The following is a 26,930-nucleotide window of genomic DNA, read 5'->3' as shown; positions in this document are numbered from 1 at the left end:
GTTCATTCCGTAGTTTTGCTACCTTTCCACTGGGGATGGCACACAAAGATGACGTAACACGGGTGCTTGCAGCATGTACCGCGTGTGGATCGATCTATGCGGCTCGACAGTGGCCCGACGGCGAGATACGAGTCATCGGCCAAGAAAGTTGCTCGTGTGGCTCGACCGATTTCGAACTCGTCGAAGACTCCGACGACGATTCGGAGGTGGGACCCGACGAGGGGTGAGTATCCGCTTTCCGCCGTTCGCTCGAGCATTGCCCCTCCATCGGTCGGCGGGTGATCGGTGCGTTGCGACCTGCCTCGAGTAGCGCGTCTCTAGCCGATCGATCAGCCCGTTCGTGGTCGCGACTGTCCGCCTCACGGGACCATCATGTTTAAGCGACCGAGTTGCGAAGACAGCACTCATGCCTTCAGACGAATTCCTCGACGGGGAATCGCTCACCGGACGCCAAGCAGGACTCATCTTCGTCGGTTTCCTCAGTTTCATCGTCCTCTCCGGTGTCGCGCTGTATCTCTTCAGAGGCCTCTTCTGAGACCGACTCGAGCGGCGGTTTGTAACTGCCTCTGACTGTCCTGTTTAGCGTGGCGTTTCTCTGCTCGAGGCTCGAGAAGTTTTGGAGCCTCAAACACAGTGCTGTCGGCTCCGTGGGAACCGAGTGATAGAGAAGTGGACTCGCCGGGCGGGCAACTGTAATCCGCGGTCGTAATCAATCGCAGTACAGCGGAGGTGTCGGAGCGTGACCCGGTACTGCCCGCACTGCGGTGGTCGGATGGTCACCGAAACCTCGACCGGCGGCCTCCCCCGTCGCGTTTGTGAGAACGGTCCGCACGATCTTCAGGAGGTGTCCCACGGCCGATGAGCGCCTTCCCAGAGCCGACCGACGGTGAGGACATCGACTTCCTCGAGGAACGGGACGCAGACACCGAGTCGTGGGCTCGAGCGGATCCACGCGAGGCACTGATCGAGTCGTTCGGTCGGTTCGGCTACAAGGTCACGCTCAGAGACGGCGAGAGCGTCCACTACTGTGCGCTCGGCCTCGAGGACGGCGAGTACATCGGTCGATGCGACTGCAAGGGGTGGGAGTACCACGACGGCCCGTGCGCCCATCTCTGCACGCTCCGGAAGGCTGCCTTCCTCGAACTGATAGACGTGAAGTTGACCGACGGCACTCCCGACGACGAACACGAGATGCGCCACGCGACCAACGAGGCGCTCGAGGGCGAGCCACATGATGGGGCGATCGAGAAGACACGACGCCACGAGCGGGAGGCAGAGGTGCGGCCATGACGCGCACGCACACCCGCGCGATAGCCGCCTCCGTAGGCATCCCCTCCCCCCTTGCATACGAACTGCACAACCCGACGCCGCCCCCGTATTCACGGGATATGCAAATCGGGGTGAGCCACTGATGGGGCGGATGGATCACGACCCCTCGAGCCGCGTCTCGTTCGGCTGTCCTGACGAACTGCTCGAGACGCTCGACGAGATCGCCGACCGCGAGGATAAGAATCGGAGTGAAAAGCTTCGCGAGCTAGTCCAGAAAGAAGTCGAAGCGAAGGGCGATCTCAACGCGCCCCAACCGGTGCTGCCCGACGATGAGCGACTCGCCGAGGCGTACCGGATGCTCCACGAGCGAGCGTCTGCCCGCCACAAGAGCAAACGACGTGTGAAACTCGAGACCGCGAAGAACAAGCTCTACGACAACAGCACGCCGAAGAGTGCCGTCCTCGACGAGATCATCAAGCCCCTCGAGAGCGAAGGCTACGTCTCGGTGTGGGCAGGGAATCAGCACGTCTGGGTGATCGTCCCGCCGATGCGGTACACCGACGGTAAAGATATTGTTGAATCTGAGGAAAAGATAATCGTATAATAGATTCTGTTATCATTTATGTTTCATAGCCCCTATCTTTTAGGATCATGAACATCGGCCACAGATGGTTGAACTAAATCAGAAGATATCCCTGATGAACCAACTTCGTCAACCACCTCACATACAGTTTTGTAGAACCACTCTCCTGCTCCAGGTGCGACTCTTATTTCATCTATTAACGTAGATAGATTGACTTCAAGTTCTCTTTTCCAGCCTTCTGGTGTTTTTGTGAAATCAACACAAACAGGCACACCAGATTTCTGAGTGAAGGCAGGATATTTCTCTTTTTCTCCGTCAATACGAATGTTGTACTCTCGGTCTTCGTACTCTTTTATAGGAAAATAGGATAGATCCGGCTGTAATATCCGGAATTCTCTCTCATACTTGAAGCTACCTCTTTTAACAAAATTAATAGCAGCAAATTCGTCAAGTATTTCGCTTCCAATTCCCTTAAGCTCGGTGCGCTCTTCACCAGACAGCGTTTCAAATGATTTGAAATAATCAATATATCTCACAGGTCTTGCGAACAGCAACTTATCTTGGTTTTTAAAAGAAGGGATAAAATTATCAACGCTAGATATTATTGCGATCCCCTTATCACCATACTTCTGCCACATAGCCTCTGACTCATTACTATTCAGGTGCCAACAATTAGCGTACGAGCATTTTCGGGCATGGTCATTTATTTCAGAATAAACTTTCTCGAAGCGTTCCGGAGGGATATTAGCCATCCTCGCATCTTTTTTCCTAATTTCAGTCAACGAATGCGGGATGGATCCCTCGTACGGATCGGGAAATTTTGAGACTTTTCTAAAGAATAATTCCTCCGTTCTCAAAAGCTTCGTAAATGCTGGAAAAGACAGATATCTCCAAGCACGTTCGTTCTGTTCTATACCACCCCACCAGTGGCGTTCGCTTTCTTGAATGGGCACATGTAGATCCCATGAGATATAGGTTCAAAAACCATTGGAAACCAAGTTTCGTCAAAGAGTGTTTTTCTGCTGTGCAACGCGCTCGAATATCATCCGAGATGTACTCCCACATCGCTGGCAAGACCGTTCGTCACCTGTGATTCCTCGAAGACGAGGACGACTTCGGCCCGCGTCGAATCGATGACCGTCCGCCGGTACTGATACCAGACGTAGTCGAGCCCGCTGTAGTCCTCTGCTTCGACGAGCAGGGCGAAGTTCTCGTACTCGTTGCGGAGCAGGTTTATCTGGAACTCGCCGTTGTCGTCGACCTTCCCGGCGGTCGGCAGACCGTCCTGCGCGATGACCCATTTCCCGTTGGTGATCCGTTCGCCCTTCGGGTTGATCGCAACGCCCTGAACCCGTCGGAAGTACGCGCTCGGGATGTACGCGGCTGTTGGAGACTCGATTCCGCCGGCGACGCCGTCGAACGTGGTGCTCGAGGACTTCGACGCTGCCGCGACGCCTTCCGGTTGGACGCCTTCGACATCCTGTACCGGAGTTACGAACTGACCCAGTCGATGCTCGAGGTTGTGGTCGGTCGTCGCGGCTGCCCCTTCGACCGTGACGCCGCCACGATCGACGAGCGACCGACTCGAAAGGGTGACGCCACCAGCGACGGTCGATCCGCTCGAGCGGTCCGTCACGTCCTTGGTGCCGAAGCCGTCGGAATCGCTCTGTTTGCTGGTGGTTGCGTAGGAGGCCATCGCTTACTCGTACCGCAGTGCAGCCGAGATCGTCTTGTCGGTGCCTGCTCCGGACTGGCGAAGCGCGCGGTAGGTTTCACCGCTGTGGTCGATCGTGTCGCCGTGGGCACCGCCCTCGTTGATGTCGTTCCCGATGATCGCCTTGATGTAGGCGACGGGGATGCTCTGGCTCGAGGTCTGGTACATGACTCCTCGGCGGAAGAAGTAGGTGTCATCCGCCGAATCGGGATTGACGACACACCACTCGGGTCGATCGAATCCGGCCGCACTGTACGGGTAGCTGGTGTTGTTGTTGGCCCGACCGTAGTAGACCTGAAAGCTCGCGAGGGCCGTTTCGCTTCCTCTGCTGGTGCTCGACTGGGCGTAGGCCGCGAACGGCTGGTTGCCGTCGGCCCAGAACTTGTCTTGGATGTACTCAGCCGTGTAGTACCCGCAACGCCCGTTTTGGCCGTCTTTCGTGTTCCACGCACCGAAGTTGATCCAGTTGTTCGTCACGGACCCGAAGTAGGTCACGTCCGTCTCTTGGAGGGTTCCGATACCGTCGCCCGTCTCGAGGACGTAGACTTGGGTCGAGCCGTTCGCGTTCCCGTGGGTCCAATTGTATTCGCCAGTGTCGGTGTTATACGTCGTGAACGAGGCTGACGCGTTGTTTCCGACATCGCCGCTCCATGGGTCAGCGCTCCGAACGTCGGTGTTGCCGGCGGGAACGTTATTCTCGGTGTCCCAGTCCGATGAGTGAACAACTCGGATACCGCCCGCGTTGGCGTTGTTGTAGTCGTCTTCGTGGCGAGCATACCTCGAGTTCTGGAGGAACAGCCCGACGTACAGCCCGCTCGAGGAGTGCTGTAGAACGCGCCCGTTGTCGACGTAGTTGGTCGAACTGCCGTCGTTCGTGACGGCGGGATCTGCGTCGGACCACTCGCTGAGAGCGGTCGCGGCCGATGCGATACCGTCGATGAGGTCGGGGAGTTTCCCCGTCGTTTCTTCGATTGTCGTCATTTTCACTTGTACGCTTTAACCTTCACAGTCGTGTCTGCTGTCTCGCTACTCTGTTTCCGAATCCACGCGGCTGACGCTCCGAGCCCACCTTCCGGACCCGCATGATACGGAGCGTCTGAGGGCTCGAGAGGGATCTTTCGATAGTCGCCTTCCGACCGGAATGCGACATAGATCGGCTCGTCGAATCCCCAGACGGTGACCGAGGTCGCCGGGAATCCCCATTTGAGACGATTCTCTTCGGCCGTCGTTACCGGAAGCGGATCTTCTGTCACGAAATACGCGGCCTCCTGGCTGTCCTCCGCTTCGGGGTTGAGCGCCTCGACCGCGTTCTCGCCGCGGTGTTCGAGGAGCAACGCGAGCAGTAGCCGCTCGGTGTCGCTCTCGACGAGGTCCTCGCCCCACGACGAGACTCCGACGCCGTAGTCCTCGAGGACGCGCTCGATGGGGCTGTTCGGGCCGACAGTCGACGAGCCGATCACGGTGCATCCCCCTCCTGCTCGCCGCCGTCGGTCGCGACAGTCTTGACATCGCGCCGGAGATCGCGCACGGCGGCCGTGTGCTCTTGGATTGCCTCGAGCCACTTGCTACGCTCTTCCCGGCGCTCGTTACGTTCCTCGCGGTAGAGACGCCACATGAGTCCGAACGCAACGGCAGGGAAGCCGAAGTTGTTGAGCAGGGCGACGGGCTCCATCTTAGATCAGCCCTCCAGCGAAGTCGGTTGCCCCGTCGACGAGATCGCCGCCAGCGTCGGCTGCGCCGTCGATGACATCTCCTCCGGCATCCGTTGCGCCATCGACCACGTCACCACCAGTGTCGGTGGCCTCGTCGGCCGCATTCCCGCCAGCGCTCAGGAAGCCATCGAGTAGATCACCACCAGTGTCGGCCGCACCGTCGGCTGCGTCGCCACCGGTATCGACGATACCACCGAAGAGGTCACCGCCAGCGTCGATCGCGTCGCCGACCGCATCGCTGGCACCGTCCGCGACATCGGTCGACCCTCCCCAGATATCGCCGAGTGCACCGGTCGATCCACTCCACACATCGCCGACAGCATTGCCAATCCCGCCGGCTGCGTCTGTTGAGCCACTCCAGATATCACCAATCGCACCACCGAGACCGCCGGCTGCGTCGGTTGAACCACCCCAGATATCGCCGATCGCGCCGCCGATTCCACCGGCTGCATCGCCAGCCCCACCGGCTGCGTTGGTCGTCCCGTCGACGATGTTGCCAAGCGAGTCGCCGATTCCGTCGACGGTCTGACCGGGGGCACTCATCATCTGCAGGACCCGGTACATCATGTAGCCGATGACGATCGCGCCGATCACCATCGCGATGTTGAAGCCGCGGCTATTCTGGGCGGCTTCACTCATGCTGTCCGAGATATCGCTCGCGGCCTCTGCAGCAGGCTCCGCGACATCTCCAGCCTTGTCGGCCGCCTCGCCAGCGGCCATCGCTGCAGCAGGTCCCGCCATCGGTCAGCTCACCTCCGTGCCGATTCCATCAGGAGGGCCCGCGACGGTCACGCCAACGAGCCCCTGCGTGTGTCCGTTCATGATCGAATTGTGACGAAGACCAGCAGCACCGCCTGCAGCGCCAGCAGGCCGATCATGATGTCGTCCTGCGTCCACTGCGTGCCGTAGACAAGCCGCGCTGTCGGGCTCTCCGGGGGCTGCTGGGGTTGGTTCTGGTTCTCCGGACTCGAGGTCGCAGTCGACGCCGACGTAGCCGTCGTCATCGCTAACTCTCCGGGTTCGGTACCGTCGGATAAGCCGCCCTGCACGGGGGATCACCCCCGGACTCCGATCATGTCCTGCTTGACCGCCGCGCCCAGGCCCTCGATTCGGGCCTCGGTCTGGAACCGCGGCAGCGACAGCAGGGCATTACGGGCTCGAGGCGTCCCGTTGGCTCGCTCGGGAGCCTCGAACGCGACCGTATACGGAGCGTCAACGACGACCTGTAGCTTGAACTTCCGCGGGAGGTACGGCTGCAGCGGAGTTCGGTCGAAGCCGAACTGGATCTCCTGCTGAGCCTGATCGCGAGTGTGCAGGATCGCCGTCTGTGCCTCCTTGAGCGTCTGATTGACCTTACCGCCTGCTCCCGGTGCGGTCTTCCGAATCTCGACCGACGCCGGATTCCGAGGCACGTAGAAGACGTCGAGGTCCGTCTCCGTCCCGCTCGAGGTGTAGTCGAAGGAGTTGTCGTCGTAGTCAACGCTGTCGGGCTGCACGACGTTCCCGTCCTCCCATAGCAGGAAATCCTGCGTCGACGGGCTCTCGATCAGATTATGACCGAGTTCGAACGTCTCCTGCTCGTCGGCGGTCCCGTTGGTCGTGAAGTGTTCGTGTGCCGGGAGAACGAGTCGCAGCTCGCTGTCGGGATCGTCGCGAAGCTGAAGCGGCCGACCGAGTTTGATCTCGGCGACGACGCTCGCTTCGCCGGGCGTGCCCGGCTGGGTGTCGAACTCGCGGAGGGTGATACTTCCGGGGACCCAGTCGGCCGCCTTTAGTTTGTTCTTGATCGTCATTACTCGAGGTCCACCTCCGCGAGCGCGGCTTCCTCGAAGTAGATCTCGCTCTGGGCGTGGTCGATCTGCTCGGAGGAATCGACGAGGATGTACGCTTCGTCGATGTCCCGCACCTCGAGCTTCTCGCCCTTGAGCTGGTGCTTGACGGCGTCGACCTTCCGATCGTCCTGCTGATCGGAGACACTGTTCTTGATGTAGCTCGCGATCGTGGCCTTGGGATCCGAGACGACCTGGATGCTCTCGTCGGTCGGAGCCTTGTAGCCGAGCGCGACTCGAGTGTTCGCCGGAAGCGGATTTCCGTTCGAGTCGTTGAACTTGCCGTAAATCGGGAGACCGGATTTGTCACCGACACTGACGGCGTTCCGGATGAGTACTCCGATACCGTCTTTGGGACTGATTGTGAGGACCGGCGTTAGCTGATCGGTGATGTTCGTCTCCGTCGAGATGTATTTCGAGGTATCACCGAGCGCAGCGTACAGCGAGAGGCTCATCTACGCCAGCACCTCGTTGATCATTCCCTGGGCGTTGAAGCGCTCGGCCGCCTCGCGAACGACAAACGCGCCCGAGCCGAGGGTGAACGCTCGGTTGCTAACGACCATCTCGCCGAGGGCCATCCCGCCGATGCCGAAGATTTCGGACGGGAGCATCGTGCCGGTTGCCGTGTCGACGAGGTACGGGGCAAGGTAGCCGCCCGCGACCATGCCGACATCCATCCACACGTCGCTGTCAGTCAGGGCCTGCGTGGCCTGATCGAAATTCATCGCCATGCGGTTCTGATCAACCGGCTGAATTCGGATATAAGAGCGCGTTAAATACTCAGTCAGCAGACGCGTGTAGTGTCGTCCTGCGTCGTTCTGCGGCGTCTCGCCGTTTCAGTCACAATCGATACCGATCTTGCTTTCTCTATTGGACTTCTATTCTTTAGGAAGAAAGTCTGATAAATCCCAACATCTACAATTGTGAGATACTAATATCACATAATGAATTGGATTCCCGTGGTTGGTCTGGTATTAGGAATAGTAGGGTCCGGTCTTGTTATACTACCCACCTTTCCATCACTCAAACCGTGCTTTGTCAACCAAGAAAAAATTGAAGTACTGAAATCTGGAAGGGTGAAATTATCTAGACAAGGCCAACTAACCGTGGAAGATCCCTCTTTCGAACTAATTTACAAAATTATAGAGAAAGAGTTGGGTAGAGAACTATTGCAAAATAATGACACTAGTTGTCAAGGTTTTCATACTTCTGAAATCAATTTTAGTCTTGAGGGAGGAGAAGATCTGGCTGATAGAGGATCAATAGTATATGCGATTGATTCAGCAGGAGTAGAGGCGCTGAAGGCCGAAGAGTTGAAGAATCCAATCACTGAAGGAGAATCAGAAAAAGTTGGCCCAATACAGGTTATTGACATCTGGATAAATGAAGAGGCTAATAGGTTAGAGGAGGATCCAATCCAGCGGTGGCGTGGCATTGGCTTCTTTCTTATAGTTTTATCAACATTTGTACAATCTGAATTTGTATCGTCCTTAATTCCGGTATTATAATTGCTCACGAGCTTATAATTCACAATTATGTGCGTGAGTATTAGGTTCGCTATCCACTAAGTGGTTTGATAGAACTATCACGGTTGTCCTCGAGGCTCTGTTCGAACTCGGCCATCAGGATTCCGGCCACTTCGGTTCGCGAAAGGTCGTGACCGCGACGCTCTTCGAGATGCTCTTTAATCCGTTCGAACTGATCGGCTTTGCTCCCGCGGAGTGAAACATCAATGCGCATCGTGTGTTAGTCGAAGGGGTGTTTGATCCGGACTCGATCGCTGCCGTAGTGCGTACTCTTGAGCGTCCATTCGCGTGAATCGATACGTCTGAGGGTGGTGTCATCCGAGTAAATCCACTCGGAGCCGATCGTGTTGCCCGCATCATCGCTGAATCGCCGGAGTGTGAGCGGTTCGCCGTCAACGAGCAGTTCACCGGGGAGCGTTCGCGGACACGTTTCGGCGTCGGCCTTGTGGACATCAGCCGGATACTCGACGATTCCGCGGACCTTGTCGAGGTCGTTCCCTGAGCCGAACCCGCCGAGCATTGACGCCTGACACTGCGAAGCGATGTCTTCATCGAGCTTCGCGAAGCGCTGGGTGACCCACGCAACGCCCATCCCATCGCCGTGCCAGGTCGTCGCGAGCGTATCGAACTCGTCGGGGTAGCCGTCCCGTTGGGGAGCGAGGCGGTGGGCCTCGTCCAGCCCCAAGAACGTGCGTTCCTCGAGCTGGGCAAGCGCGGCGATGGCGGTCGCGATCGCCTCGCGCCAGGCGTCATCGGTCATGCCATCGCGGGCGAGTTGGAGGCTGCTGTTGTCCTCGAAGATCCGTTGCCACTCAGCCCGCGAGAGATCGTCAGTTCCCACTCGGAGCGGGAGTCGCTGCAGGAGTCCCGACTCGACCAGGCCGGTGTACTCGTCCTTGTAGTCGACAAGGACTGTCCGGTCGTACTCCGGCGCGTTCCGCTCGGTGTACGCCTGTAAGCCGTACGATTTGCCCCAGTTCGTTCGGGCACCGAACGCGAGGTTCATCTGTCCTCCGAGTCGACGGCGTCGGTTACGTCGCGGATCCCCTGCTCGGCCATCTCGAGGCCGCCAGCGAGTGCCTCCTCGAGGACGGCTTGCTGTCGCTCATTCGGCCACTCGACGACGGCCTCACGGAACGTCTCGAGGTCGTCGACATCGAATCGGGTCCGGACGTGAGCCGTGGCGAGTTCGTCGACGCCGCCCTCGACACCTTGCTCGCGGTAGCGGTCAGCCCACGTCTCTTTGGTCGTCTGCCATTCCTCGTCCGTGAGGTCGGCGTACTGGGCGGCTTCCTCGGCGTTGTCGATGTCGATCGCTTCCTCGACGTACCAGGCGGGGAGCGAATCATCGATCATCGCGAGTGCCATCGAGCGGATTTGCTCGACGCGGTCGTCGACGGACGGGAGTCCCTTGAGGGGTTCAATGTCGTCATCGTCGACGGCCTGCTGGAGATCGGCGACGGCTTCCATGATCCGACGCTCGCGGTGAGCGACGATCGAGAGGAAGGCTTCGGCCTGCTTACTCTGGAAGAACTTCGTCGCGAGGGCCTTCCGGGGGTCGCCGCCGGTCGCGATCTCGCGGAGGTTCATGCCTCTACCTCCGCGGTGGCTCCGCTCATGGAGTCGATCGCCCCGTCGAGCATCTCCGTGTCCTCGACGAGGACCATCACGGCGAACAGCGAGGTCATCGCGACGAGCCCCTGACCGGGTCCAAGTTCCGAGCTGCCGCTCAGGTTCTCCCGGTACCACTGGTCCATGTACTCGTCGAGGTCGAGTTCCTTCGCGAGGTCGGCGTACTCGTCGATCACCGCCGATCGGTCGTCAACGCCCGAGCCCATTCGATCCTGGCTGATCGCCGCTCCGGCACCGAGGGCCCGGCAGTAGACGTGGCCGACCGTCTTCCGGTCGCCGGTACTGGTACTGTCGTCGGTGTCGTCCTGCTCCTCTGCCGGGTCGTCGACGTCTACCTCCTCGTCGGGGTCCTCGGCGTCGGCTTCCGCGACCTGTTCGGCGATTTCCGGATCGATATCTGCGTACGCGTCTTCCTCGAGGGACTCCTCGGGCTCGGGATCGTCCTCGCGATCTCCGTCTCGGTCGTCAGTCAACGAGACCACCCCCGGCCTCGCGGTCGATGCCGTTGCCGCTCGAGTCGTCCTCGTCGGGCGTCGGCTCGGCCGAGTCGGCGTCGATCGTGTTCGACCGGCGACGGCGCCACAAGAGGATCAGGAGTGCCACGGCGACGGCCGCCCCGATCAGGACGGCAGTGGTCCGTAGACTCGGCCCACCGATCGAGGCGCTGCTCGAGGGGGTAGAGCCACTGCTTGGGGCCCCTTGAGCGGCCCCTTTTTGCTGGTCATCTGCCTGCTCGTCTGGGTCCCACGGGTCGGTGCTGTCTGCGGGTTTCACTTGCTCGTCTCCCTGGTCGTCGTTGCTCTCGTCAGGGGTGTCGCTGCTCGAGGGGCTGCTTTGGCCCCCTTCGTCGCTGCTTTCTGCCTGCTCGTCTGGCCGGTCGTTGCTGCTCTCGGTCCCTTCGGGTTGCTGCTCGTCACTGCTCTCGACCCCCTCGCTGTCTGCGCCTTCGCTGCTAGTCGGGGCCCCTTCCCAGGCCCCTTCGTCCCTTGCTCGCTGGTGGTCGTCGCCGCTCATCGCATTGATGTGGCTCCTGACCGCCTCCTTCGAGGCAAAAGGAGGTTGCTCGTCGTTCCATTCATCGTCGTGTTTGTCGCACCCCTCGACGGGGCAGAAATAGCCTGTCATGGTGTTACCAGTCGATGTCGTCTTTCGTCAGTTCGCGCTGACCCAGCTCGCGGAACGCCGTCGCCGGCTTCCCGAGAAGGTCGTTCAGTTCGTTAATCGCGGCCGCGGCCTCTTTCGCCTCCGCGACGGCGATCTGGTAGCGTCGCCAAGCCAGATTCTTCGCGCCGTAGAGTTCGCCCGGTGGGTCGTCTGCTCGAGCGTCGCCGACGAGTGCCTCAACGTCTTCCTCATCGAAGCCGCACGACTCGACGAGGAACTCACAGGCCTCGTCCTCGCCGTCCTCGCAGTGGTCGCGAGCGTGGCCGCACTGCTCGTCCTGCGCCCCCTCGAGATCGGCGAGGCGATCGTCGACGTTGGTCTCGGCGTCGAGCCGATCACCGCGTTCGTCGCGGGTCGCTCGCTCGGCTACCTCGCGGTGTTCGTCGACGCTGAGCGTATGGTCGTAGTACGCGAGCCAGTCGTCGACGCCCTCCTCGAGCATCAGGCCCTTCACGCTCCTGGCATGGGGCATCGAGGTTCGGGAGAAATCGATCGACTCGCGTTCGTGGTCGGTCAGCTCGGCCTGGCCGCCGCGGCCACCGCGTTCGGAGCGCCCCGCCGCGGCCTCGATCGTCGCCGTCTCGAGGACGTGGTCGGGAGCGCTCGAGGAGATCGCGACAGTCTTGAGCCGGCGATCATCGTCACTGCAGAGGTGGTCGGTGTACTTCTCGCGGAACCGATCGGCCCCCGCTTTCGATCCGAACCCGATCCGTTCCGTCATCAGTAGGACCCGGTGATGTAGCGGGCGAGCCGGCAGTTCTTGAGCGTCCGCGAGTGCCCGTCGTAACCGTTTTCCGGGTCGGTCTGTTGGAGTGACGAGCGCTCGAGGACATCCTCGAGGTCGGGCGTGACGTGCCAGGACTTCTGTCCGGTCGGTGTATCGACCCAGACGACTGGCCACCCGTCGTGCCAGTACCAGCCCGCGGTGTTCGGGCCCCACGTGAGCCGGATCGCTCTCGCGAAGGCGATCGCGAGGAGATTCCGGTCGTGGTAGACCTCGTCGATAGGCTTCTCGTCAGTCGGTGGCGGATTGTCTGCACCCATGCTTCGATGGGACTCGAGAGCGGGTGATAGCGGTCGGGAATATCATAGTCTCGTACTGGTGAGACCAATGTTTAAACAGACTCAGAACGTTTTACGAAACGAGCGCCATGCCTATCCACAAGTTGGTTCAAGTTGGTAGAACGTCGGGCGGTGTTGTGCTCCCGAAGAGTGAACTTCGGGCACTCGGTTGCGTTGATGAGGATGGAAATGTGAAAGATCAACCAGTTCGGGTGACTCGAACAGAAGATCGAACATGGAAAATATCACTAATTGACTCAAGTGATTTCCCTAAAGACATGTGAATGAAATCATCTTATAATATCCCATAACCGATTCTTTTACATGTATACTATAATGACTCTCTGTAAGTACTCTCATGCCAGGTGGTATTTCAATAGGATTCAATCTAATCACAATAACTCTATTTATACTTCCTGGGATAGCTGGAGTGAAATACGGATTATTGATTGCAGATCGTGCAGATTGGCTTAATCGGACAGATACTATTGCTTTGAGCTTCGGCGTAAGTCTCCTTTCAGCCACAATCGCTTACTTCTTATATAGTGGTATCTCGGTAGATATCTTGACCTATACTGACCTCTTGCCTATCTTGGATACTCCATTAAATACACTTTCTGTGTATTTCCACCTCATGATCATTTCACTTCTGATTGGGAATGTGCTAGGAATGTTTGAATTCGGTGGAGAGACCATCGCTAGCCGCCAAGGACTTTGGTATGAGTTCTTTTCAAGGATTGAATCTGAATCTGAATCTGAGAAATATCAGGTCCGCGTTCGCATGCAATCTGGTGATGAGCTTTGGGGAAGGGTTGAGGATAAGGGTGAAATCAGTCTAGACCGAGATATTCTTTTAGAAGAACCTCGTCGCATTATTCGAGAAGAAAACGGAACAATCTCTGAGAATTATAACTACACGGGCTATGCATACCTTCACAACCAAGGGATCTCTCACGTAGAATTTGACAGTATATCCGATGCGGACAGGGCAGAAGCGATAAAGCAACAGAATGACAACTCAGACTCCAAGTCAACGGAGGAAGACGACCAGGAGATGAAAGAGTTAAAATTCATCGCAACATCCACCGAGTCGAGTGAAGAAAAAGAGGATAACAACCCGGATTAAGCCGCTTTCCCAACAGGGATATCAAGAACGCTATTTTCAGCCATTCCTGGATACTCCGCATAAACATACTCCAGTAAGTCCCAGAGATCCATTGAGTTATATTCTTCTTTCAGATCTTTCAAATTATCTAATATTTCTGGGAAAGCTTCCTCTGGTAACGCCCTTGCCTGTCTGAGCGTTCTCTCCCCTTTCTCTGTCAAACGATATACTTGCTTATCGTTTCCTTTGGCTGTCGTTTGATCAACCCGTTCTATGAACCCTTCCTCTTCTAATTTATCTATATCGTCGTAGAGGTCCTTGGAGAAAGGGCCATACTGGCCGGGATTGTACTCGTAAATCTCTCTATCGAGATGCTCCTTCTGCGCAAGGAAAACCAGTTTCATGTATCTGGTAATCCCCTCAATTGGCTCTCCACCATCTGCTTCTAAGAGCACCAGTGGAAGGAGCTTCGAGTTCATCATGTTATTCTATAACTTCAGGCTATAGTATTCTTTTGGTGTATAGTGCTGTCCGCGAAGCCGGTCCTCGAGGACATTTTGAACCGAAGGACGGCTAGTATGTGCGCCCTCTGCCCGATCATTCATGTTCTGTAGACTCAAAACTGGAGATCGAGGACACACGGATTCAGTTCAGTACAGTGGTAGCTCAGGCCGACTCCTTGATTTCGCTAACAATCTCGTCATTGAGGCGGTGACTTTCGACAAGATCGGTTTGGAGAAGCATCTCAACTAAATCAGCAGCTGCGAACAACCGAACCGGATAGGTGGTCGAATTCTCTTTTTGGGCGCTGTGAGTGAAGTGGGATGTAGTAAAAAACAATCCAATCTCACCGTCATCGATTCTAGAGGCCAATCTGCTGAGTTCTTTCCCAGAAATACTGCTGGCCGTGTTTTTTGCCTGAGCCTTGAAATCGACTGTTGTTGCAGTTCCACTCAGATGGGTATCTGCGAGGAGATCGATACTGCCTGTGAGATCTACGCCTCTGTCACCGCTTGGGGGAGTCAACTCTACATTAGTGAATGTGGGGAGTTGTTCGAGAAGGAATTTGAGGAGATACTCGAGTTGGACCCCCTTATTCGGACCATCGAGACGGTCTCGGATATCATCGAGCAGTTCTTTCTCGTGTCCGTTTGGGTATTGAGTCTCCTTTGCGCGGATGCTGTCTTTGTATATGGAGTACCGTTGAATTCGTCCATCCGACACCCACTGGTTCCAAGCGTCAGGCCCGCCGGTATCGACACCGGTTCGCGCCTTTCGATGAATCCATTCCAGACTAATGGCATCGGTATCGAGAATCGCAAGCTCAATCAGATAGTTGACGGCTGTTTCGCCCTCATCTTTGTGACGTTCGATTCGGAGGTCAGTAATCACGCACACTCCACGGAAGGTGACTTCACCTGATTCTGGCTGTTCGAATAATAACACTGGTGGTGCGTCTGCACGCTTGCCCTGAGCGTAGGTTTCCGTATAGTCTATTTTGACCCAGCCGTTACCCGTGGGTGCGTCTGGATCGGGACGGTGCCTTGCTTTAGCGTCGCCCCAGTAATGAGCAATCCCATCAGACATGTTGATGACGTCCTCCCATGGGTTTTGAGTTTGAGAGGAACTGGAATCGGAGTAGAAGACTAAGAACTCGCGTTCACCGGTGTTCGGATTGTTAATCGAGCGGATGCCGCCTGAATTTCTTATTCCCGTCTCGATTGGTCCGTTTAGCCATGTCTGGAATTCATCTTTCGCTGGATCCATCGAACTCCGGTATGTCTCATTGACGACGTACTTGTCGCCATAACTGGTCATAGAACATAGATTCTGCTAGGGGTGTTTTGCTCTTGTCGTTCATCGACTATCTCTCTTCACTTCGTATGTAACCTCACTGCGTTTCTGTGTCCGAGAATCAGGTCTTTGTGGTTCCAGAAATCTGCGAAGGAATTATCATAACCGATAACATGTTTTTGCTCTTCAGAGAAAGATGTACCAGATGCGATCAAGAATAACAGTACAACTCCCTGAGGAACTGTATCAGAAACTGAACGAAGAGGCTGAAGAGCATGACAAGTCTCTCTCTGCATATGTACGAATGATTTTGGACGCTCGTCATTCTTTGAGATTGTCAGAAGACCCACTCAGTACCTCTTCTAAGGAGAATACGGGAGATCTAAACAACATGGATGATGTCGTTCAGCGAATTGAGGAACTTGAAAATAGAGTAGCTGACCTGGAGAGTTAACGATATCGTCGTCTGTCCCGCTTCAACGCCATGTCCGAGAATTCGATGAGAGTCGGACAGAATCGGCCCGATTTCCCTCTTGAGCACCACCGAAAAAACTAGATTCCCCGCGGTTCTTGTCCGGGATGCAGGCAACCCGGACGCATGAATCTCCAACAGCACGAGAACCGCGACGACATGAAGGTCTGGCTCAGCCAGAACGAAGTAGAACAGTTGCTCGAGGCAGCCGACGATACCCAGCAGCGGATCGCGTTCGCACTCGGAGCGCGGTGCGGACTCCGCTCACACGAGGTCCTCGATGTTGCACCGGAGGACGTCGTCGACACCGACGCTGGAACGATGCTCCGCGTCTGGCACGGGAAAGGTGACAAGTTCCGAGAGACGCCGGTCCCGCGCGATCTCGCGACGACCATCCGAACGGTCGACGACGTGCGCGACGCACCGACCAGCTCGTCGCTCGTCGAGATCACGAGTACGCGCTCACTCCGGCGGTGGGTTCGATCGTCTGCCGACCAACTGTACGACGAGACGGGAGACGCCGGCTGGGATCACCTCGGGTTCCACGATCTCCGTCGGACCTGGGCGACTGCACTCGCCTCAGACGATGTCGATCCGCTCTTGGTCTGTGACTGGGGCGGCTGGAACGACCTCGAGACCTTTCTCGAGCATTATAGAGGGAGTTACAGCCCTGAGGCTCAAGAACGTGAGCGAGCTAAGGTCAATTGGCTATAACTAAAATCAGTAGAAGTTGACAGCCTACTTGAACTGACCCTTATTATCTCGTTGCTGCTTGTCCTCGTTCTTTTCTATTCCGTCACCCAGAATCGCACCTAACACTGCACCACCAATTGCACCACCTGGTCCGAAGGCGGCACCAATCGCACCTCCAGCGATCGCTCCGCCTATTGCACCCCCTCCGGTCGCGTCACCCCCATCGTCAGAGTCTCTCAACTCAATTTCTCTTCCTCCATCAGTTTGGGGGGACCTTGGAGTCATATCCTCCACTTCATCGCCAACCATGTTAAGTTGTCGGGAAACTCTCCACTGAAGTCCTGCAATTACACCGACAACGACCAAGATAACGTGATTTATTGTAAACGAAACGGTACCGACAGTTTGTGCTAGTAATCCTGCAACGACATTAATCGCTGCAGCGATTTGGGATCCAAAATAGATCCCGCCAAGGAATGTAGACGTTCCAATAACACCTCTCTGCCATTCTGGACGGTCTGTGAGGAAACGGTAACACCATGCAGTAATTCGTTTTAGCCCGGCTGGAACATCACTTAGCTCTGCACTTTCTATTTCAGGCTCATCGTCCTGACTACTGCTTTTTGGCTGCTCAGGTTCCATACTTATTCAATGTTTATTCTTCTCAGTGAGTTACCATACCCATCGTTTATTCGTTACGGTGACTATTCTACTAGTCGAAAGTAGGCTGAGAGAATAATCGATACATCAATCACCTCATTGTTCACTGAGGTCACGAGTACGCGGTCACTCTGGTGGTGAGTGCCATCAGCGACCGCCCAGCGGTACGACAAGATGGGAAACGCGGGATGGGATCAATTCGGGTACCACGATCTTCGTCGCGAGTCTGTCGAAGGTCGAAGCCGACGCTCGAGAAACCTTACAGGACGAGGGCGTGAAGGTCATCACCGACAAGGACCTCAGAATCCAGCTTCGAACGTGGGACTACCACAAGCAGAACGTCGCGCTGCAGGGGATGGTTCACTTCCTCGAACATATTGAGGAGAATCCGACGGCAACGCGACGGCTGCTACGGTTCGTCGAAGATATCGATCCGAATAATTCGGCGCTCGCTCATCTCGATGATGAAAATTAACTCTCGCTAATTACTCCCAGAACTTAATCTTGCCTTCGCGGTTCTCGGAGTTATTTCGTATTCAGTTTCTGAACCCAGCATACTGATTGATATCACCTTCTCTTCTTCAATTACGTATTCGTATAAATCCTCTACTAATCCCATTGTATGTAGATGCACAAAATCCGCATAAGTGCCGTCCCCTCGCTTTATTTTCCTAAATAGTCTATCCTCATCTGGTTTTTTCCTTTCTACGTTAATACTGAAGTCTACATCGTAGAGTTCTCCTCTTTCATTTGTGCACACGTAGTATGCCACACCAAGAGATTCCATAAACAACTTGTCGGGATCTTTTCGGTCAACGGGTGAATCCTCAATTCCTAGGTAGATTAATGCAAGAGTTGCCGCAATGTGGTCAACTTCTTGCTTGAGTAAGTCATCGAATATTAATTCTCTATCCTTTTCACCAAGATTATCCATTAGAAAAGACATATCGTCAAAGCCTTGTTTCACTTTTTCTCTTATTCGATATTTTGCGTCTCTTTCTGCACTTCGTGTCAGGTCAGAACCACCACTTAATACCTCTCGATCTCTGGCTGTAAGCATACCCGTATTTCGGCGACTGCTCCCATTATCTTTATCTGTCATCGGTATCAGTCCAGATGTCTGTACCTATACAGACGAAGACTTATTATATAAACGCACCTATTAGCAGTTAGATCAGATGTAACTCAAGAAAGGACAACCTAAACAGGTTGAGTCGCCCTGCGCAGCACCCAACCGGCTGCCACACAGGACGGGTGCCGCCCAGGTCGTAGAAATTACCTTACGGACCGGGTTTACAGAACCGCAAGGTAATCTATTGCGAGTGGGGCTTGTATCTCACCCAATATAGATTTTGCCCTCGCGGTAGATCCGCAAGCGACTGGAATGGTCGCAGATTCAGAGAAATGGGTCGGCAACACGTAAAACGAGTGATCCGCTTCCTGAAAGGAAGCAAAGACTGTAGTGAAGAGATGATCGCGATTGCATATCGGTTCCTTCGTAATGGAATCGGTCCCGCTCATGAGGGGATCAAATCCAGTGATACTGAGACAGAACTCAACTTATCACTGACTTATGATCCAAAAACCTCACTAGATCATCTACAAGAAATCGGACTCGTAGAGTCTGATCCAGAAGTAGCTGATGATCTACGTACTTTCGTTATCGCAGAATGGTTAGGAACCGATGGCGAAATCATCAATGGAGAGGTAGAAGATACAGCAGAAGACGCCCTTGAGGCACTTATCGACCATATGCACGCTACTGATACCGGCGATTCGGCCGCAGTTGCAGATGGTGGAGTGACTCATCGAAGTGTTCTCAAAGACGAGTTCGGAATCAACCCAGCAAGAATCGAAAATCGACTCCGAACAGGTGATCCGGTGAAAACATTGCGGACCGCTGTTCCAGCGATCCAAGACCATCCAGGTCTCTCTACTCGAGGAGACTACGGGATGATAACTTTCCGGTATGAGGCGTACCGCTATACACTCACAAGTGAAGCGGTCAATCTCTATCGGCTATAGGCGCTGAGAACCAGCGATCTATCTTATTCTTGCAATATTTTAGGAGACGGGTCTGGCCGATTTTCGGCATCAAGCTCGCCATCGAGGTACCCCTGTCCTTCGCCGGTGATTTCGTACATGTTGCTATCCTCGAAGATCGGAGCGACTAGTCCGACCTGAGAAAGCATCAGACATCGCTCTTCGACCCGCCCACGTGACGCAGTGAGTTTGACAACTTGAGACATATGCCGTGGTGTCGACCACGAATCCTCCGAGAGATGCTCGAGAATCCGTTCATCAAGCGTACACATCCAGCAGGCGGGCTTTCGGCTCATTAGGGTTGGGTGGTTCCACTGGCGCTCGGTCCATCACTCGAGTCGCCGCCGTTGAGGTAGGTCTCGTTTTCGGCGTCGTACTCCTCATCGAGATAGGCTTCCCCAATATCGGAGATATCGTAGACGCCGTTCCCGATCGGGATCAAGAGTCGGTGATCCGCCAGTTTCTGGCACCTTCGAGAAACTGATGACTGACTAATTCGAACCCCATCACGTTCCGTTAATTTACCTACTGGTGTTGGCCCTTCGTTACGAATGATTTCGAGAATCCGGTCATCCCAGATTGTCATCCAAGTACCCGACTGCCTCATTAAATCCTAATACAGGATGGGGGAACCTATTTCCCAGTATTTACCCATATCTCTATCTTGGATTGCTTTTCGAGTCTGCGATGCATTTATGCATATTGGATACAAAGGTGGAGTTGCGGAGTTACCAACTCGGATGAAGATGACTCTTGTTGGTATGTGAGATTGGGCGGCGTTGGAGCGCCGCCCGGAAGGTAACTCCGGTGATCCGGAATGAATCTCGGAACTTCCGTGGGGCATACACCCCACGCACGGCAAGAGGCATCGCCAGCCAAAAGGTCTGACGCTCGCTGCGCCTGCGGCGCTCGAGCGGACGGCTACGACGCTCGGAGCAACGAACCGGTCTGTCGCTCCTGTGCGCACCTCCGAGCTGACGGTGGCCCTGCATCGGGCTCGCCTGAAGGTCGGCAGCAAGCGAACGAACTCGCTGAGGACTACGAAGCCGAGCCCGAGCTGGTCGCCGACGGCGGTATCGCGTGGGGCGACCTCTCCGGCTTCCAGCGGGACATCCTCGAGGCGATCGCTGGACTCGAGTCAGTCGGAAAGGACCCCTACGGGCTCGCGATCAAAGACGACCTTCAGGAGTACTACGGCGAGATCGGTCACAGCCGGCTGTACCAGAACCTCGATAGACTGATCGATGACGATCTCCTCGAGCGCGACGAACTCGACGGTCGGACGAACAGCTACACGCTGACGGCCGACGCCGAGGCGATGCTTGGGGAGAGCGTTCACCGACGCGCGGACGCCTGCGGGATCGAGATCGCCGCGACCGACGGAGGTGAGGAGGCGTGATCGAAGTCACGGCACTCTCCGACGAGGAGATCGAGGCCGTTGTCAACACCCGCAGGTTCCAGAAGATGCTCGCCTACCGGCGACTCTCTGACGGGATCGACGTGCTCGAGGACGAAGACCAGATCTTCGAGTCGATGGTCGCCTCGATCACAAAGCAGCATTCGCAGGTCCGCTCGGAGGAAAGCACGCGCGAGTTCTTCCGCCTGTTCCGCGACGAAGTCGCGACGTTCACCGAAGGACTCGCCGACGAGGAACACGCCGCCGATCGAAGCGACCTCGAGGACCTGATCGTCGAGGACGGTGATGGCGATGCGTGACGACCCCGAGACGGTCACCTGCAAGACCTGCGGCGCGACCGCACGGCGAACCACCTGGGGTTCGACAGACACGACCTGTTACCGCTGTAGCGAGTGTCATGCCGGCGGTCACATCGTCTACACCGATGACGGAAGAGAGCTCCGGCGCGGTGGCGTCTTCTGCCAACTCCAGAACTACGCGACACGGAGGGTGACGGCATGAGCGACGGCCTCGAGCCGATCTCGCCCCGTGAGGCGGTCGACCTCTACGTCTCGCACCGCGAACTCGAGATCAGCGCGAAGACGCTGCAGAACCACAAGTACCGGCTGAATGCCTTCGTCGAGTGGTGCAACGAGGTTGGAATAGACAACCTCAACGATCTCACCGGTCGGGATCTCCACCGCTATCGGGTGTGGCGACAACAGGACGTGAACATCGTCACGCTCCGCGGGCAGCTCGCGACGTTGCGCGTCTTCCTCGAGTTCTGCGCCTCGATTGATGCCGTCGAACCGGGAATGCGCGAGCGAGTGAAGCTTCCGGATGTCGACCGCGGTGACGAAGCGCGCGACGAGATGCTCGACGCCGATCGCGCCCACAAGATCATCGGCTACCTCGAGCGGTACAAGCGCGCGAGCCGCGAGCACGTCATCATGGCGATCCTCTGGCACACGGGGATCCGCCTCGGGAGCCTTCGAGCGGTCGACCTCGAGGACTACGAACCCGAGGACCAGTGCTTCTGGCTCCGACATAGGCCGGATACCGACACACCGCTCAAGAATCAGGAGCCGGCCGAGCGGGCGATCGCGCTCGACGATTACTACTGCGATGTCCTCGACGAGTACATCCGCTTCCACCGCCACGATATCGTGGATGACCACGGCCGCGAGCCGCTGGTAACGAGCGATCAGGGCCGGCTGAGTTCCGGCCAGATCCGGTCTGAAGTGTACCGACTCACACAGCCCTGCATGATCGAGGGGTGTCCCCACGACCGCGATCCGAACGACTGCGAAGCCACGGAGTACGGGCACTACTACGACTGCCCAAGCAGTCTCTCGCCGCACACGATCCGGCGCGGCGCGATCACGTACCAGCTCCGCGAGGACATCCCCGAGAAAATCGTCAGCGACCGCTGTGACGTTTCCTCGGAAGTTCTCGATCGCCACTACGACCGCCGTACAGACCGTGAGAAGATGGAACAGCGACGCGACTTCATCGAAGGCCTATAACAGGAACATGACTCTCAAGCAAGCCGCTGTCAGCACTGTCGTATCGATAGCCGTCAGAACACCCTTAGGGAACGGAATTCAGCAAGTAGAACGTCTGAAACGCAAAATTTCGAGTGGACTCGCCGGGATTTGAACCCGGGGCCTCTCCCATGCCAAGGGAGTGATCTACCCCTGATCTACGAGCCCTCGTACGCATCCCACAGTTCCCGTCGGGAGTAGATAAACCCCTCGAATCCCTCGAGCCCCCGTCACGGTCTCACATTCACACGGTCACGTCCCGGCGCCCGATGGAGCATTGGGGGCCCTGTGGCTGCCGACTCACGCCCGATGAAGCGCATCGACCCCGATACCCCACAGTAGCGACACACTACAGCCGCTCGCCGGGGGACCCCGAGTGGAAATCCGAGCGGCTTTGCGAACGCTTTTTCCGGATACCCCGACGAAATCCGACGATGGCCGGGGATCAGGAGCGAGCACACAGCCGAGACGACGTGCGCGACACCTACGACCGGATCGCGACACACTTCGCGTCCACGCGGGAGTACGCGTGGCCCGAGGTCGAATCCTTCGTCGCGAGCGCGGCCGACCACGGAGCCGGCGGCGTCGGACTCGATCTCGGCTGTGGCAACTGCCGGCACGCCGAACTCCTCGCCGCCGACTGCGAGTCCGTCGTCGGCCTCGACGTCAGCCGCGGGCTACTCGAGACGGGGCGAAACCGTGCCCTCGAGCGCGAGTTCGATGTCGAACTGGTACAGGGCGACGCGGCGAGGCTTCCGGTGGCCGACGACGCGATCGACATCGCGGTCTACGTCGCGACGCTGCACCACCTGCCGACGCGAGCGGCCCGCCGGGCAAGTCTGGACGAACTCGCGCGGGTGCTCTCGCCCGACGGCCGCGCGCTGGTCAGCGCGTGGTCGACCGCCCACGACCGGTTCGAGGAGCCCGAGGGCTTCGACACGACGGTCGAGTGGACCCTCCCCGGCGGCGAACCGGTCGACCGCTTCTACCACATCTACGCGCCCGACGAATTCGAGGCCGATCTCGAGAACAGCGACCTCGAGCTCCGCGAGTGGGAACTCTCGAGCGGCAACTGTTACGCGACGGTGGCGGGACACGGCCGATCGCGGAGTCGGTAGCCCATCGGATCGCGATCGGGACGAGTTCCGCGCGCGGCGTCGAGAACTCGCTCGAGGGGCCCTCCGCTATACCGTTTCGATACCAGTGCCGTCGAAACCCACGAAGTGTGTAGATTTCCCGTGGTAGCCAGAGCCAATCTCCACCGGAAACCGTTTTTCGCGGGTTGGCCCAGTTACGCGCCGAATATCCGGCCGAGTGGCAGTCACTGAGAACGAAATAAAATGGAATGAAAGGTCCGGAATGGACTGGAATGGTCTGAAGAACATCCGGCTTTTATGATCGTCTCGCTGCCAGCCCCGGATACGCTATGACGCGTCTCACCCGACGTTCGGCACTGAAGGCCGCAGGCGCATCGCTTGCCGCAGCTACCGTTCCCGCGACGGTTTCCGCCGCCGAGTCCGACTGGACGGTCGTCGAGACCCCGGTCGACAGCACGATCCACGACGTCGCCTACACGGCGACGAATCCGCACGCGGTCGCGGGCTCCGGACTGGTCATCGAACGCACCGCCGGCGGCTGGGAGGTCGTCCTGCAGGGCGGTCCCACCGGCAACGGCAACGACCTCTACGGCGTCGACACCACCGACGACGGCGAGCGCCTCTGGCTCGTCGGCTCGAGCGGTGCGATCGGCGAGTACGACGTGACGACCGGCAACCTCGTCGACCGCTCGGCGCCCAACGACTTCACGGCGAACTTCAACGACATCGCCGTCACCGGCCCCGCGGGCGAAGCGGACGTGTACGTGGCCGACGACTCCGGCTCCGTCCACTACAGCTTCGACAACGGCAAAGAGGGCACGTGGAACTACGAGGTCCCCGGCAGCGGCTCCGGACTGAAGGCGATCGAGTTCTACGACGCCCGCTCGGGCCACGTCGTCGACACCAACGGAAAGGTGTTCGCCACCGACGACGGCGTCACGTGGAACCCGATCGGCATCGAGGACGCCGGGGTCACCTACTACGGCCTCGACAGCGACGCCGCGGACGACGTCCGTGTCAGCGGCGGTAACGCCTCCGTGTTCACGTACAACGGGAGCCAGTGGGTCCCCGAGAGCCTCGGTGACGCCGCCCTCTTCGACATCGAGACCGACGCCGGCACCGGCTACACCGTCGGCAGCGGTGGCGCGGTCTTCGAACTCGAGGACGGCAAGTGGACCCGGAACGAGACGCCGGTCGGCGAGAACCTCCGAGCCGTCGCCACCGGCCCCGTCGACATCGCCGTCGGCTCCTCGGGTGCCCTGCTCGAGCGATAGGCGTCCCGACTTGCCGATTCCATTGTGGAGCGCGCTCGTGACCACCATCCGCTGGCTGATGCGACACCGTTTTTTCGCGTAACCCGGTCCTCGATGCGGGCTAATCGCTAGCCGTGACTCGAGCGGAAAAGGAAGAGCCTTAAACGTGGGACGAAAACCGGGAGATGCGCGCGGATGGTCTAGTGGTAGGACCTGAGCCTTCCAAGCTCATGGCCCGGGTTCAAATCCCGGTCCGCGCACTTTTCGACGAACGAACGTGAGGAGAAAATGCGCGATAGAGGGATTTGAATTACGGAAGACGCAGTGCGTGAGCGGAGCGGACGTGACCGTCTTCAGATGGTTCAAATCCCGGTCCGTGCACGTTTCGACGAACGGCTGTTGAAGTTCCCGAAACCAACCTTCTCGAGCACCCGCTCTCACACCGCTTCGACGCGCTCGAACAGCGATGCACCGATCGCGACCATCACGACCGACGAGAACCCGAGCGCGCCGAGATCGACCAGGACGGAGAACGACGACGTGCCGACCAGCACCGCCCGCAGGCCGTCGACCCCGTAGGTCAGCGGGTTCGCGTACGCCAGATATCGCACCGAACTCGGCAGTCCCTCGAGCGGGTACAGCGCGCCGGAGAGGAAAAAGAGCGGGAAGATGACGAACTGGACGATCAGGCCGAACCCTTCGCTGTCGCTGAACTGGGACGCGAGCGCGATCCCGAAGCCGACGAAGGTGATCGCGAGCAGCGCGAGGAAGACGACCGCGAGGGGTACCGAGAGCAGGCTCACCGGCGCGAACCCGAGCGGGATCGAGAGCAGGAGGATGAGTAGCGCTTGGACGAGCGCCGTCGTCGAGCCGCCCGCGATCCGGCCGAGGACGATGGACGTACGGCTGACGGGTGCGACGAGAATCTCCTTGAGAAAGCCGACCTCCTGATCCGCGAGGATCGAGAGCCCGGCGAAGGAGGCCCCGAACAGCATGGTGAAACCGACGATACCGGGGACGAGGTACTGGAGGTAGTCCACGTCTTCGGGGAGGCCGGGGATCGCCGCGCCCTGAAACCCGAAGCCCATGAAGACGAGGAACAGCAGCGGCATCGCGAGCGAGCCGACGATCCGCGACGGCGTCCGGAGGAACCGTTTGGTGTCGCGCAGCCAGAGCCCATAGATGGCCTGCCAGTCGACGACGTTCACGGCTGCTCCTCCGTCGAGACCGTACTCGAGCGATCGGCGTCCGAACTCGAACCCGAGTCACCGGCTCCCATCGCCGCGCTCGAGCCGTTCGCGGCCGATCTGGTGCCCTCGCTGCCGGTGCCGAACTCGAGGCCGGTCCCGCTCCGCTCGTCGCTGGCCGAGTGATCGGTCAGGTCGAGGAAGACGTTCTCGAGGGTCGGCTCGCGCAGGTCGACCGCCGAGATCCGAGCGCCTGCGTCGTCGGCGAGACGGACGAGGTCGGCGATCCGCGCGTCGCCGTCGTCGACCGTGACGTGGACGCCGGTGTCGACGACGGCGTGTTCGCGAATCCACGGCTGTTCGGGGAGTCGCTCGAGCAGTGCGGCGGGAACGTCGTCCGCGAACTCGAGGGCGACGACGTCGCCGCCCAGCGAGTCTTTGAGCGCCGTCGGCGAGTCCATCGCGACGATGTCGCCCTCGTCGACGATCGCGACGCGGTCACAGAGACGTTCGGCCTCCTCAATGTAGTGGGTCGTCAGGACGATCGAGACGCCGGCCTCCGCGTTCAGCCGCTCGATGTACGCCCACATGTCCCGGCGGGTGCGTGCGTCGAGACCGACGGTCGGCTCGTCGAGGAAGAGGACCGCGGGCTCGTGCAACAGCCCGCGGCCGATCTCGAGGCGACGTTTCATGCCGCCCGAGTAGGTGCCGACGGGGTCGTCCCGCTCGGCCTCGAGGCCGACGAGCGCGAGCACCTCGTCGATGCGGTCGTCCCGTTCGGTCGCGTGCTGGCCGTACAGCCGCGAGTGAAAGGCGAGGTTTTCCGCGCCGGTGAGTTCCTCGTCGAGCGCTGGTTCCTGAAAGACGATTCCCAGACTGGATCGGACGGCTCCCTTTTCGGCGCGGATATCGCGGCCGTTGACGGTCGCGGTTCCCGCGCTCGGTGGCAACAGCGTCACCAGCATGTTGATGAGCGTGGATTTGCCGGCCCCGTTCGGTCCGAGCAGGCCGAACAGTTCGCCCTGCGCGACCGTAAACGAGAGGTCGTCGACGGCGGTCACGCCGTCGAATTCCTTGGTTAGTCCGTCGACGCGTATCGCGTTCATGGTGTCATCTCGTATACTGACTGAACGGTCAATCAATAAACAGTCGTCGGTTCTGGTTGGATTTTCGAAACGAAAACGATAGCAGACTC

The 26,930-nt window shown here is 58.0% G+C and carries 39 protein-coding genes and 2 tRNA genes; 17 read left to right on the top strand and 24 right to left on the bottom strand.

Features of this window, described 5'->3' with window-relative positions:
• The first annotated feature begins 35 nt into the window (after positions 1-35).
• The 4 genes from FEJ81_RS14080 to FEJ81_RS14070 all read left to right on the top strand — a co-directional run bounded on the left by FEJ81_RS14080 (position 36) and on the right by FEJ81_RS14070 (position 1,873).
• Entirely contained in the window at positions 36-227 is a 192-nt protein-coding gene (locus FEJ81_RS14080; RefSeq protein ID WP_138245879.1) for a hypothetical protein, read from the top strand.
• Positions 228-406: 179 nt separating this feature from the next.
• The gene (locus FEJ81_RS24225; protein ID WP_267877913.1) at positions 407-535 is read left to right on the top strand and encodes a hypothetical protein; all 129 of its coding nucleotides are present in this window, start codon (positions 407-409) and stop codon (positions 533-535) included.
• Between the two features lie 323 nt (positions 536-858).
• A complete protein-coding gene (locus tag FEJ81_RS14075; protein WP_138245878.1) occupies positions 859-1,290 on the top strand; it encodes an SWIM zinc finger family protein in 432 nt (143 codons plus the stop codon).
• A 130-nt stretch (positions 1,291-1,420) separates the two neighbouring features.
• Positions 1,421-1,873, top strand: coding sequence for a ribbon-helix-helix domain-containing protein (locus FEJ81_RS14070; RefSeq protein WP_138246797.1), 453 nt, complete (start codon positions 1,421-1,423; stop codon positions 1,871-1,873).
• A gap of 32 nt (positions 1,874-1,905) precedes the next feature.
• On the opposite strand, the gene FEJ81_RS14065 is transcribed toward FEJ81_RS14070, so the two are convergent.
• From FEJ81_RS14065 to FEJ81_RS14020, 10 genes are all read right to left on the bottom strand, one after another.
• On the bottom strand, positions 1,906-2,805 hold the full coding sequence (locus tag FEJ81_RS14065) for a DUF2971 domain-containing protein (RefSeq protein ID WP_138245877.1): 900 nt from the start codon (positions 2,803-2,805) through the stop codon (positions 1,906-1,908).
• A gap of 89 nt (positions 2,806-2,894) precedes the next feature.
• Positions 2,895-3,548 carry a hypothetical protein gene (locus FEJ81_RS14060; RefSeq protein WP_138245876.1) on the bottom strand — a complete coding sequence of 218 codons (654 nt, stop codon included), beginning with the start codon at positions 3,546-3,548 and terminating at the stop codon, positions 2,895-2,897.
• Between the two features lie 3 nt (positions 3,549-3,551).
• Complete coding sequence (locus FEJ81_RS14055; RefSeq protein WP_138245875.1) at positions 3,552-4,547, bottom strand: hypothetical protein; 996 nt, start codon at positions 4,545-4,547, stop codon at positions 3,552-3,554.
• A 2-nt stretch (positions 4,548-4,549) separates the two neighbouring features.
• Complete coding sequence (locus FEJ81_RS14050; protein ID WP_138245874.1) at positions 4,550-5,026, bottom strand: hypothetical protein; 477 nt, start codon at positions 5,024-5,026, stop codon at positions 4,550-4,552.
• Positions 5,023-5,238, bottom strand: a complete 216-nt coding sequence (locus FEJ81_RS14045; RefSeq protein ID WP_138245873.1) for a hypothetical protein — start codon at positions 5,236-5,238, stop codon at positions 5,023-5,025. The genes FEJ81_RS14050 and FEJ81_RS14045 overlap by 4 nt, the downstream gene beginning before the upstream one ends.
• Before the next feature lies 1 nt (position 5,239).
• A complete protein-coding gene (locus FEJ81_RS14040) occupies positions 5,240-6,019 on the bottom strand; it encodes a phage tail protein (RefSeq protein WP_175416430.1) in 780 nt (259 codons plus the stop codon).
• Positions 6,020-6,096: 77 nt separating this feature from the next.
• Complete coding sequence (locus tag FEJ81_RS14035) at positions 6,097-6,327, bottom strand: hypothetical protein (protein ID WP_138245872.1); 231 nt, start codon at positions 6,325-6,327, stop codon at positions 6,097-6,099.
• A gap of 6 nt (positions 6,328-6,333) precedes the next feature.
• A complete protein-coding gene (locus FEJ81_RS14030; RefSeq protein ID WP_138245871.1) occupies positions 6,334-7,071 on the bottom strand; it encodes a hypothetical protein in 738 nt (245 codons plus the stop codon).
• Positions 7,071-7,562 carry a hypothetical protein gene (locus tag FEJ81_RS14025; protein ID WP_138245870.1) on the bottom strand — a complete coding sequence of 164 codons (492 nt, stop codon included), beginning with the start codon at positions 7,560-7,562 and terminating at the stop codon, positions 7,071-7,073. Before FEJ81_RS14025 ends, FEJ81_RS14030 begins: the two co-directional genes overlap by 1 nt.
• Positions 7,563-7,838, bottom strand: a complete 276-nt coding sequence (locus FEJ81_RS14020) for a hypothetical protein (protein ID WP_006429449.1) — start codon at positions 7,836-7,838, stop codon at positions 7,563-7,565.
• A gap of 213 nt (positions 7,839-8,051) precedes the next feature.
• On the opposite strand from FEJ81_RS14020, the gene FEJ81_RS14015 reads away from it, so the two are divergent.
• The gene (locus FEJ81_RS14015) at positions 8,052-8,615 is read left to right on the top strand and encodes a hypothetical protein (RefSeq protein WP_138245869.1); all 564 of its coding nucleotides are present in this window, start codon (positions 8,052-8,054) and stop codon (positions 8,613-8,615) included.
• 238 nt (positions 8,616-8,853) lie between these two features.
• Here FEJ81_RS14015 and FEJ81_RS14005 read toward each other — a convergent pair whose 3' ends face one another.
• From FEJ81_RS14005 to FEJ81_RS13980, 6 genes are read right to left on the bottom strand one after another with little or no spacing between them, the layout of a single operon-like run.
• Entirely contained in the window at positions 8,854-9,639 is a 786-nt protein-coding gene (locus FEJ81_RS14005) for an ATP-binding protein (protein WP_138245867.1), read from the bottom strand.
• Entirely contained in the window at positions 9,636-10,223 is a 588-nt protein-coding gene (locus tag FEJ81_RS14000; RefSeq protein WP_138245866.1) for a hypothetical protein, read from the bottom strand. The genes FEJ81_RS14005 and FEJ81_RS14000 overlap by 4 nt, the downstream gene beginning before the upstream one ends.
• Complete coding sequence (locus FEJ81_RS13995; protein WP_138245865.1) at positions 10,220-10,747, bottom strand: hypothetical protein; 528 nt, start codon at positions 10,745-10,747, stop codon at positions 10,220-10,222. The genes FEJ81_RS14000 and FEJ81_RS13995 overlap by 4 nt, the downstream gene beginning before the upstream one ends.
• Positions 10,731-11,390, bottom strand: coding sequence for a hypothetical protein (locus FEJ81_RS13990; RefSeq protein WP_138245864.1), 660 nt, complete (start codon positions 11,388-11,390; stop codon positions 10,731-10,733). Before FEJ81_RS13990 ends, FEJ81_RS13995 begins: the two co-directional genes overlap by 17 nt.
• A 4-nt stretch (positions 11,391-11,394) precedes the next feature.
• The gene (locus FEJ81_RS13985; protein WP_138245863.1) at positions 11,395-12,150 is read right to left on the bottom strand and encodes a hypothetical protein; all 756 of its coding nucleotides are present in this window, start codon (positions 12,148-12,150) and stop codon (positions 11,395-11,397) included.
• A complete protein-coding gene (locus FEJ81_RS13980) occupies positions 12,150-12,473 on the bottom strand; it encodes a hypothetical protein (RefSeq protein ID WP_138245862.1) in 324 nt (107 codons plus the stop codon). The genes FEJ81_RS13985 and FEJ81_RS13980 overlap by 1 nt, the downstream gene beginning before the upstream one ends.
• 376 nt (positions 12,474-12,849) lie before the next feature.
• On the opposite strand from FEJ81_RS13980, the gene FEJ81_RS13970 reads away from it, so the two are divergent.
• Positions 12,850-13,617 carry a hypothetical protein gene (locus FEJ81_RS13970; protein WP_138245860.1) on the top strand — a complete coding sequence of 256 codons (768 nt, stop codon included), beginning with the start codon at positions 12,850-12,852 and terminating at the stop codon, positions 13,615-13,617.
• Here FEJ81_RS13970 and FEJ81_RS13965 read toward each other — a convergent pair.
• The gene (locus FEJ81_RS13965; RefSeq protein WP_138246795.1) at positions 13,614-14,075 is read right to left on the bottom strand and encodes a PadR family transcriptional regulator; all 462 of its coding nucleotides are present in this window, start codon (positions 14,073-14,075) and stop codon (positions 13,614-13,616) included. The genes FEJ81_RS13970 and FEJ81_RS13965 overlap by 4 nt on opposite strands.
• Before the next feature lie 187 nt (positions 14,076-14,262).
• Positions 14,263-15,414 (bottom strand): restriction endonuclease, encoded by a 1,152-nt coding sequence (locus FEJ81_RS13960; RefSeq protein ID WP_138245859.1) that lies wholly within the window; start codon positions 15,412-15,414, stop codon positions 14,263-14,265.
• Positions 15,415-15,586: 172 nt separating this feature from the next.
• Between FEJ81_RS13960 and FEJ81_RS13955 the strand changes: the two genes are divergently transcribed.
• Positions 15,587-15,844 (top strand): hypothetical protein, encoded by a 258-nt coding sequence (locus FEJ81_RS13955; protein ID WP_138245858.1) that lies wholly within the window; start codon positions 15,587-15,589, stop codon positions 15,842-15,844.
• A gap of 144 nt (positions 15,845-15,988) precedes the next feature.
• Positions 15,989-16,576: a tyrosine-type recombinase/integrase gene (locus tag FEJ81_RS13950; protein ID WP_138245857.1), complete on the top strand. Its 588-nt coding sequence runs from the start codon at positions 15,989-15,991 to the stop codon at positions 16,574-16,576.
• A 24-nt stretch (positions 16,577-16,600) separates the two neighbouring features.
• On the opposite strand, the gene FEJ81_RS23270 is transcribed toward FEJ81_RS13950, so the two are convergent.
• Entirely contained in the window at positions 16,601-17,197 is a 597-nt protein-coding gene (locus FEJ81_RS23270) for a hypothetical protein (protein WP_175416429.1), read from the bottom strand.
• A 292-nt stretch (positions 17,198-17,489) separates the two neighbouring features.
• On the opposite strand from FEJ81_RS23270, the gene FEJ81_RS13940 reads away from it, so the two are divergent.
• Positions 17,490-17,690, top strand: coding sequence for a hypothetical protein (locus tag FEJ81_RS13940; protein ID WP_229504717.1), 201 nt, complete (start codon positions 17,490-17,492; stop codon positions 17,688-17,690).
• Between the two features lie 6 nt (positions 17,691-17,696).
• On the opposite strand, the gene FEJ81_RS13935 is transcribed toward FEJ81_RS13940, so the two are convergent.
• Positions 17,697-18,275, bottom strand: coding sequence for a hypothetical protein (locus FEJ81_RS13935; RefSeq protein ID WP_138245855.1), 579 nt, complete (start codon positions 18,273-18,275; stop codon positions 17,697-17,699).
• Between the two features lie 344 nt (positions 18,276-18,619).
• On the opposite strand from FEJ81_RS13935, the gene FEJ81_RS13930 reads away from it, so the two are divergent.
• Positions 18,620-19,240 (top strand): hypothetical protein, encoded by a 621-nt coding sequence (locus FEJ81_RS13930; RefSeq protein ID WP_138245854.1) that lies wholly within the window; start codon positions 18,620-18,622, stop codon positions 19,238-19,240.
• A 313-nt stretch (positions 19,241-19,553) separates the two neighbouring features.
• Here the strand turns inward: FEJ81_RS13930 and FEJ81_RS13920 are convergent, their stop codons facing one another.
• Positions 19,554-19,865: a helix-turn-helix domain-containing protein gene (locus FEJ81_RS13920; protein WP_138245852.1), complete on the bottom strand. Its 312-nt coding sequence runs from the start codon at positions 19,863-19,865 to the stop codon at positions 19,554-19,556.
• Between the two features lie 210 nt (positions 19,866-20,075).
• Here FEJ81_RS13920 and FEJ81_RS23265 point away from each other — a divergent pair, with 210 nt between their 5' ends.
• The 4 genes from FEJ81_RS23265 to FEJ81_RS13895 are packed head-to-tail and all read left to right on the top strand — an operon-like array spanning position 20,076 to position 22,180.
• Positions 20,076-20,657, top strand: coding sequence for a helix-turn-helix transcriptional regulator (locus FEJ81_RS23265; protein ID WP_175416428.1), 582 nt, complete (start codon positions 20,076-20,078; stop codon positions 20,655-20,657).
• Positions 20,654-20,974 carry a hypothetical protein gene (locus FEJ81_RS13905; RefSeq protein WP_138245851.1) on the top strand — a complete coding sequence of 107 codons (321 nt, stop codon included), beginning with the start codon at positions 20,654-20,656 and terminating at the stop codon, positions 20,972-20,974. Before FEJ81_RS23265 ends, FEJ81_RS13905 begins: the two co-directional genes overlap by 4 nt.
• Positions 20,961-21,176, top strand: coding sequence for a hypothetical protein (locus FEJ81_RS13900; protein ID WP_229504716.1), 216 nt, complete (start codon positions 20,961-20,963; stop codon positions 21,174-21,176). The genes FEJ81_RS13905 and FEJ81_RS13900 overlap by 14 nt, the downstream gene beginning before the upstream one ends.
• Entirely contained in the window at positions 21,173-22,180 is a 1,008-nt protein-coding gene (locus tag FEJ81_RS13895; RefSeq protein ID WP_138245850.1) for a tyrosine-type recombinase/integrase, read from the top strand. The genes FEJ81_RS13900 and FEJ81_RS13895 overlap by 4 nt, the downstream gene beginning before the upstream one ends.
• A gap of 114 nt (positions 22,181-22,294) precedes the next feature.
• On the opposite strand, the gene FEJ81_RS13890 is transcribed toward FEJ81_RS13895, so the two are convergent.
• Positions 22,295-22,366 (bottom strand) — tRNA-Ala (locus tag FEJ81_RS13890).
• 266 nt (positions 22,367-22,632) lie between these two features.
• Here FEJ81_RS13890 and FEJ81_RS13885 point away from each other — a divergent pair.
• The 3 genes from FEJ81_RS13885 (at position 22,633) to FEJ81_RS13875 (ending at position 24,808) form a co-directional block, all read left to right on the top strand.
• The gene (locus tag FEJ81_RS13885; RefSeq protein ID WP_138245849.1) at positions 22,633-23,316 is read left to right on the top strand and encodes a class I SAM-dependent methyltransferase; all 684 of its coding nucleotides are present in this window, start codon (positions 22,633-22,635) and stop codon (positions 23,314-23,316) included.
• A gap of 308 nt (positions 23,317-23,624) precedes the next feature.
• On the top strand, positions 23,625-24,569 hold the full coding sequence (locus FEJ81_RS13880) for a WD40/YVTN/BNR-like repeat-containing protein (RefSeq protein WP_138245848.1): 945 nt from the start codon (positions 23,625-23,627) through the stop codon (positions 24,567-24,569).
• 168 nt (positions 24,570-24,737) lie between these two features.
• Positions 24,738-24,808 (top strand) — tRNA-Gly (locus tag FEJ81_RS13875).
• Between the two features lie 177 nt (positions 24,809-24,985).
• On the opposite strand, the gene FEJ81_RS13870 is transcribed toward FEJ81_RS13875, so the two are convergent.
• Positions 24,986-25,756: an ABC transporter permease gene (locus tag FEJ81_RS13870; RefSeq protein ID WP_138245847.1), complete on the bottom strand. Its 771-nt coding sequence runs from the start codon at positions 25,754-25,756 to the stop codon at positions 24,986-24,988.
• The gene (locus FEJ81_RS13865) at positions 25,753-26,841 is read right to left on the bottom strand and encodes an ABC transporter ATP-binding protein (RefSeq protein WP_138245846.1); all 1,089 of its coding nucleotides are present in this window, start codon (positions 26,839-26,841) and stop codon (positions 25,753-25,755) included. The genes FEJ81_RS13870 and FEJ81_RS13865 overlap by 4 nt, the downstream gene beginning before the upstream one ends.
• Positions 26,842-26,930: the final 89 nt, after the last annotated feature.

Source organism: Natrinema versiforme (assembly GCF_005576615.1).
Lineage (GTDB): Archaea > Halobacteriota > Halobacteria > Halobacteriales > Natrialbaceae > Natrinema > Natrinema versiforme_A.
The sequence above is the reverse complement of the archived record's forward strand: the minus strand, read 5'-3'. Positions and strand labels throughout refer to the sequence as shown.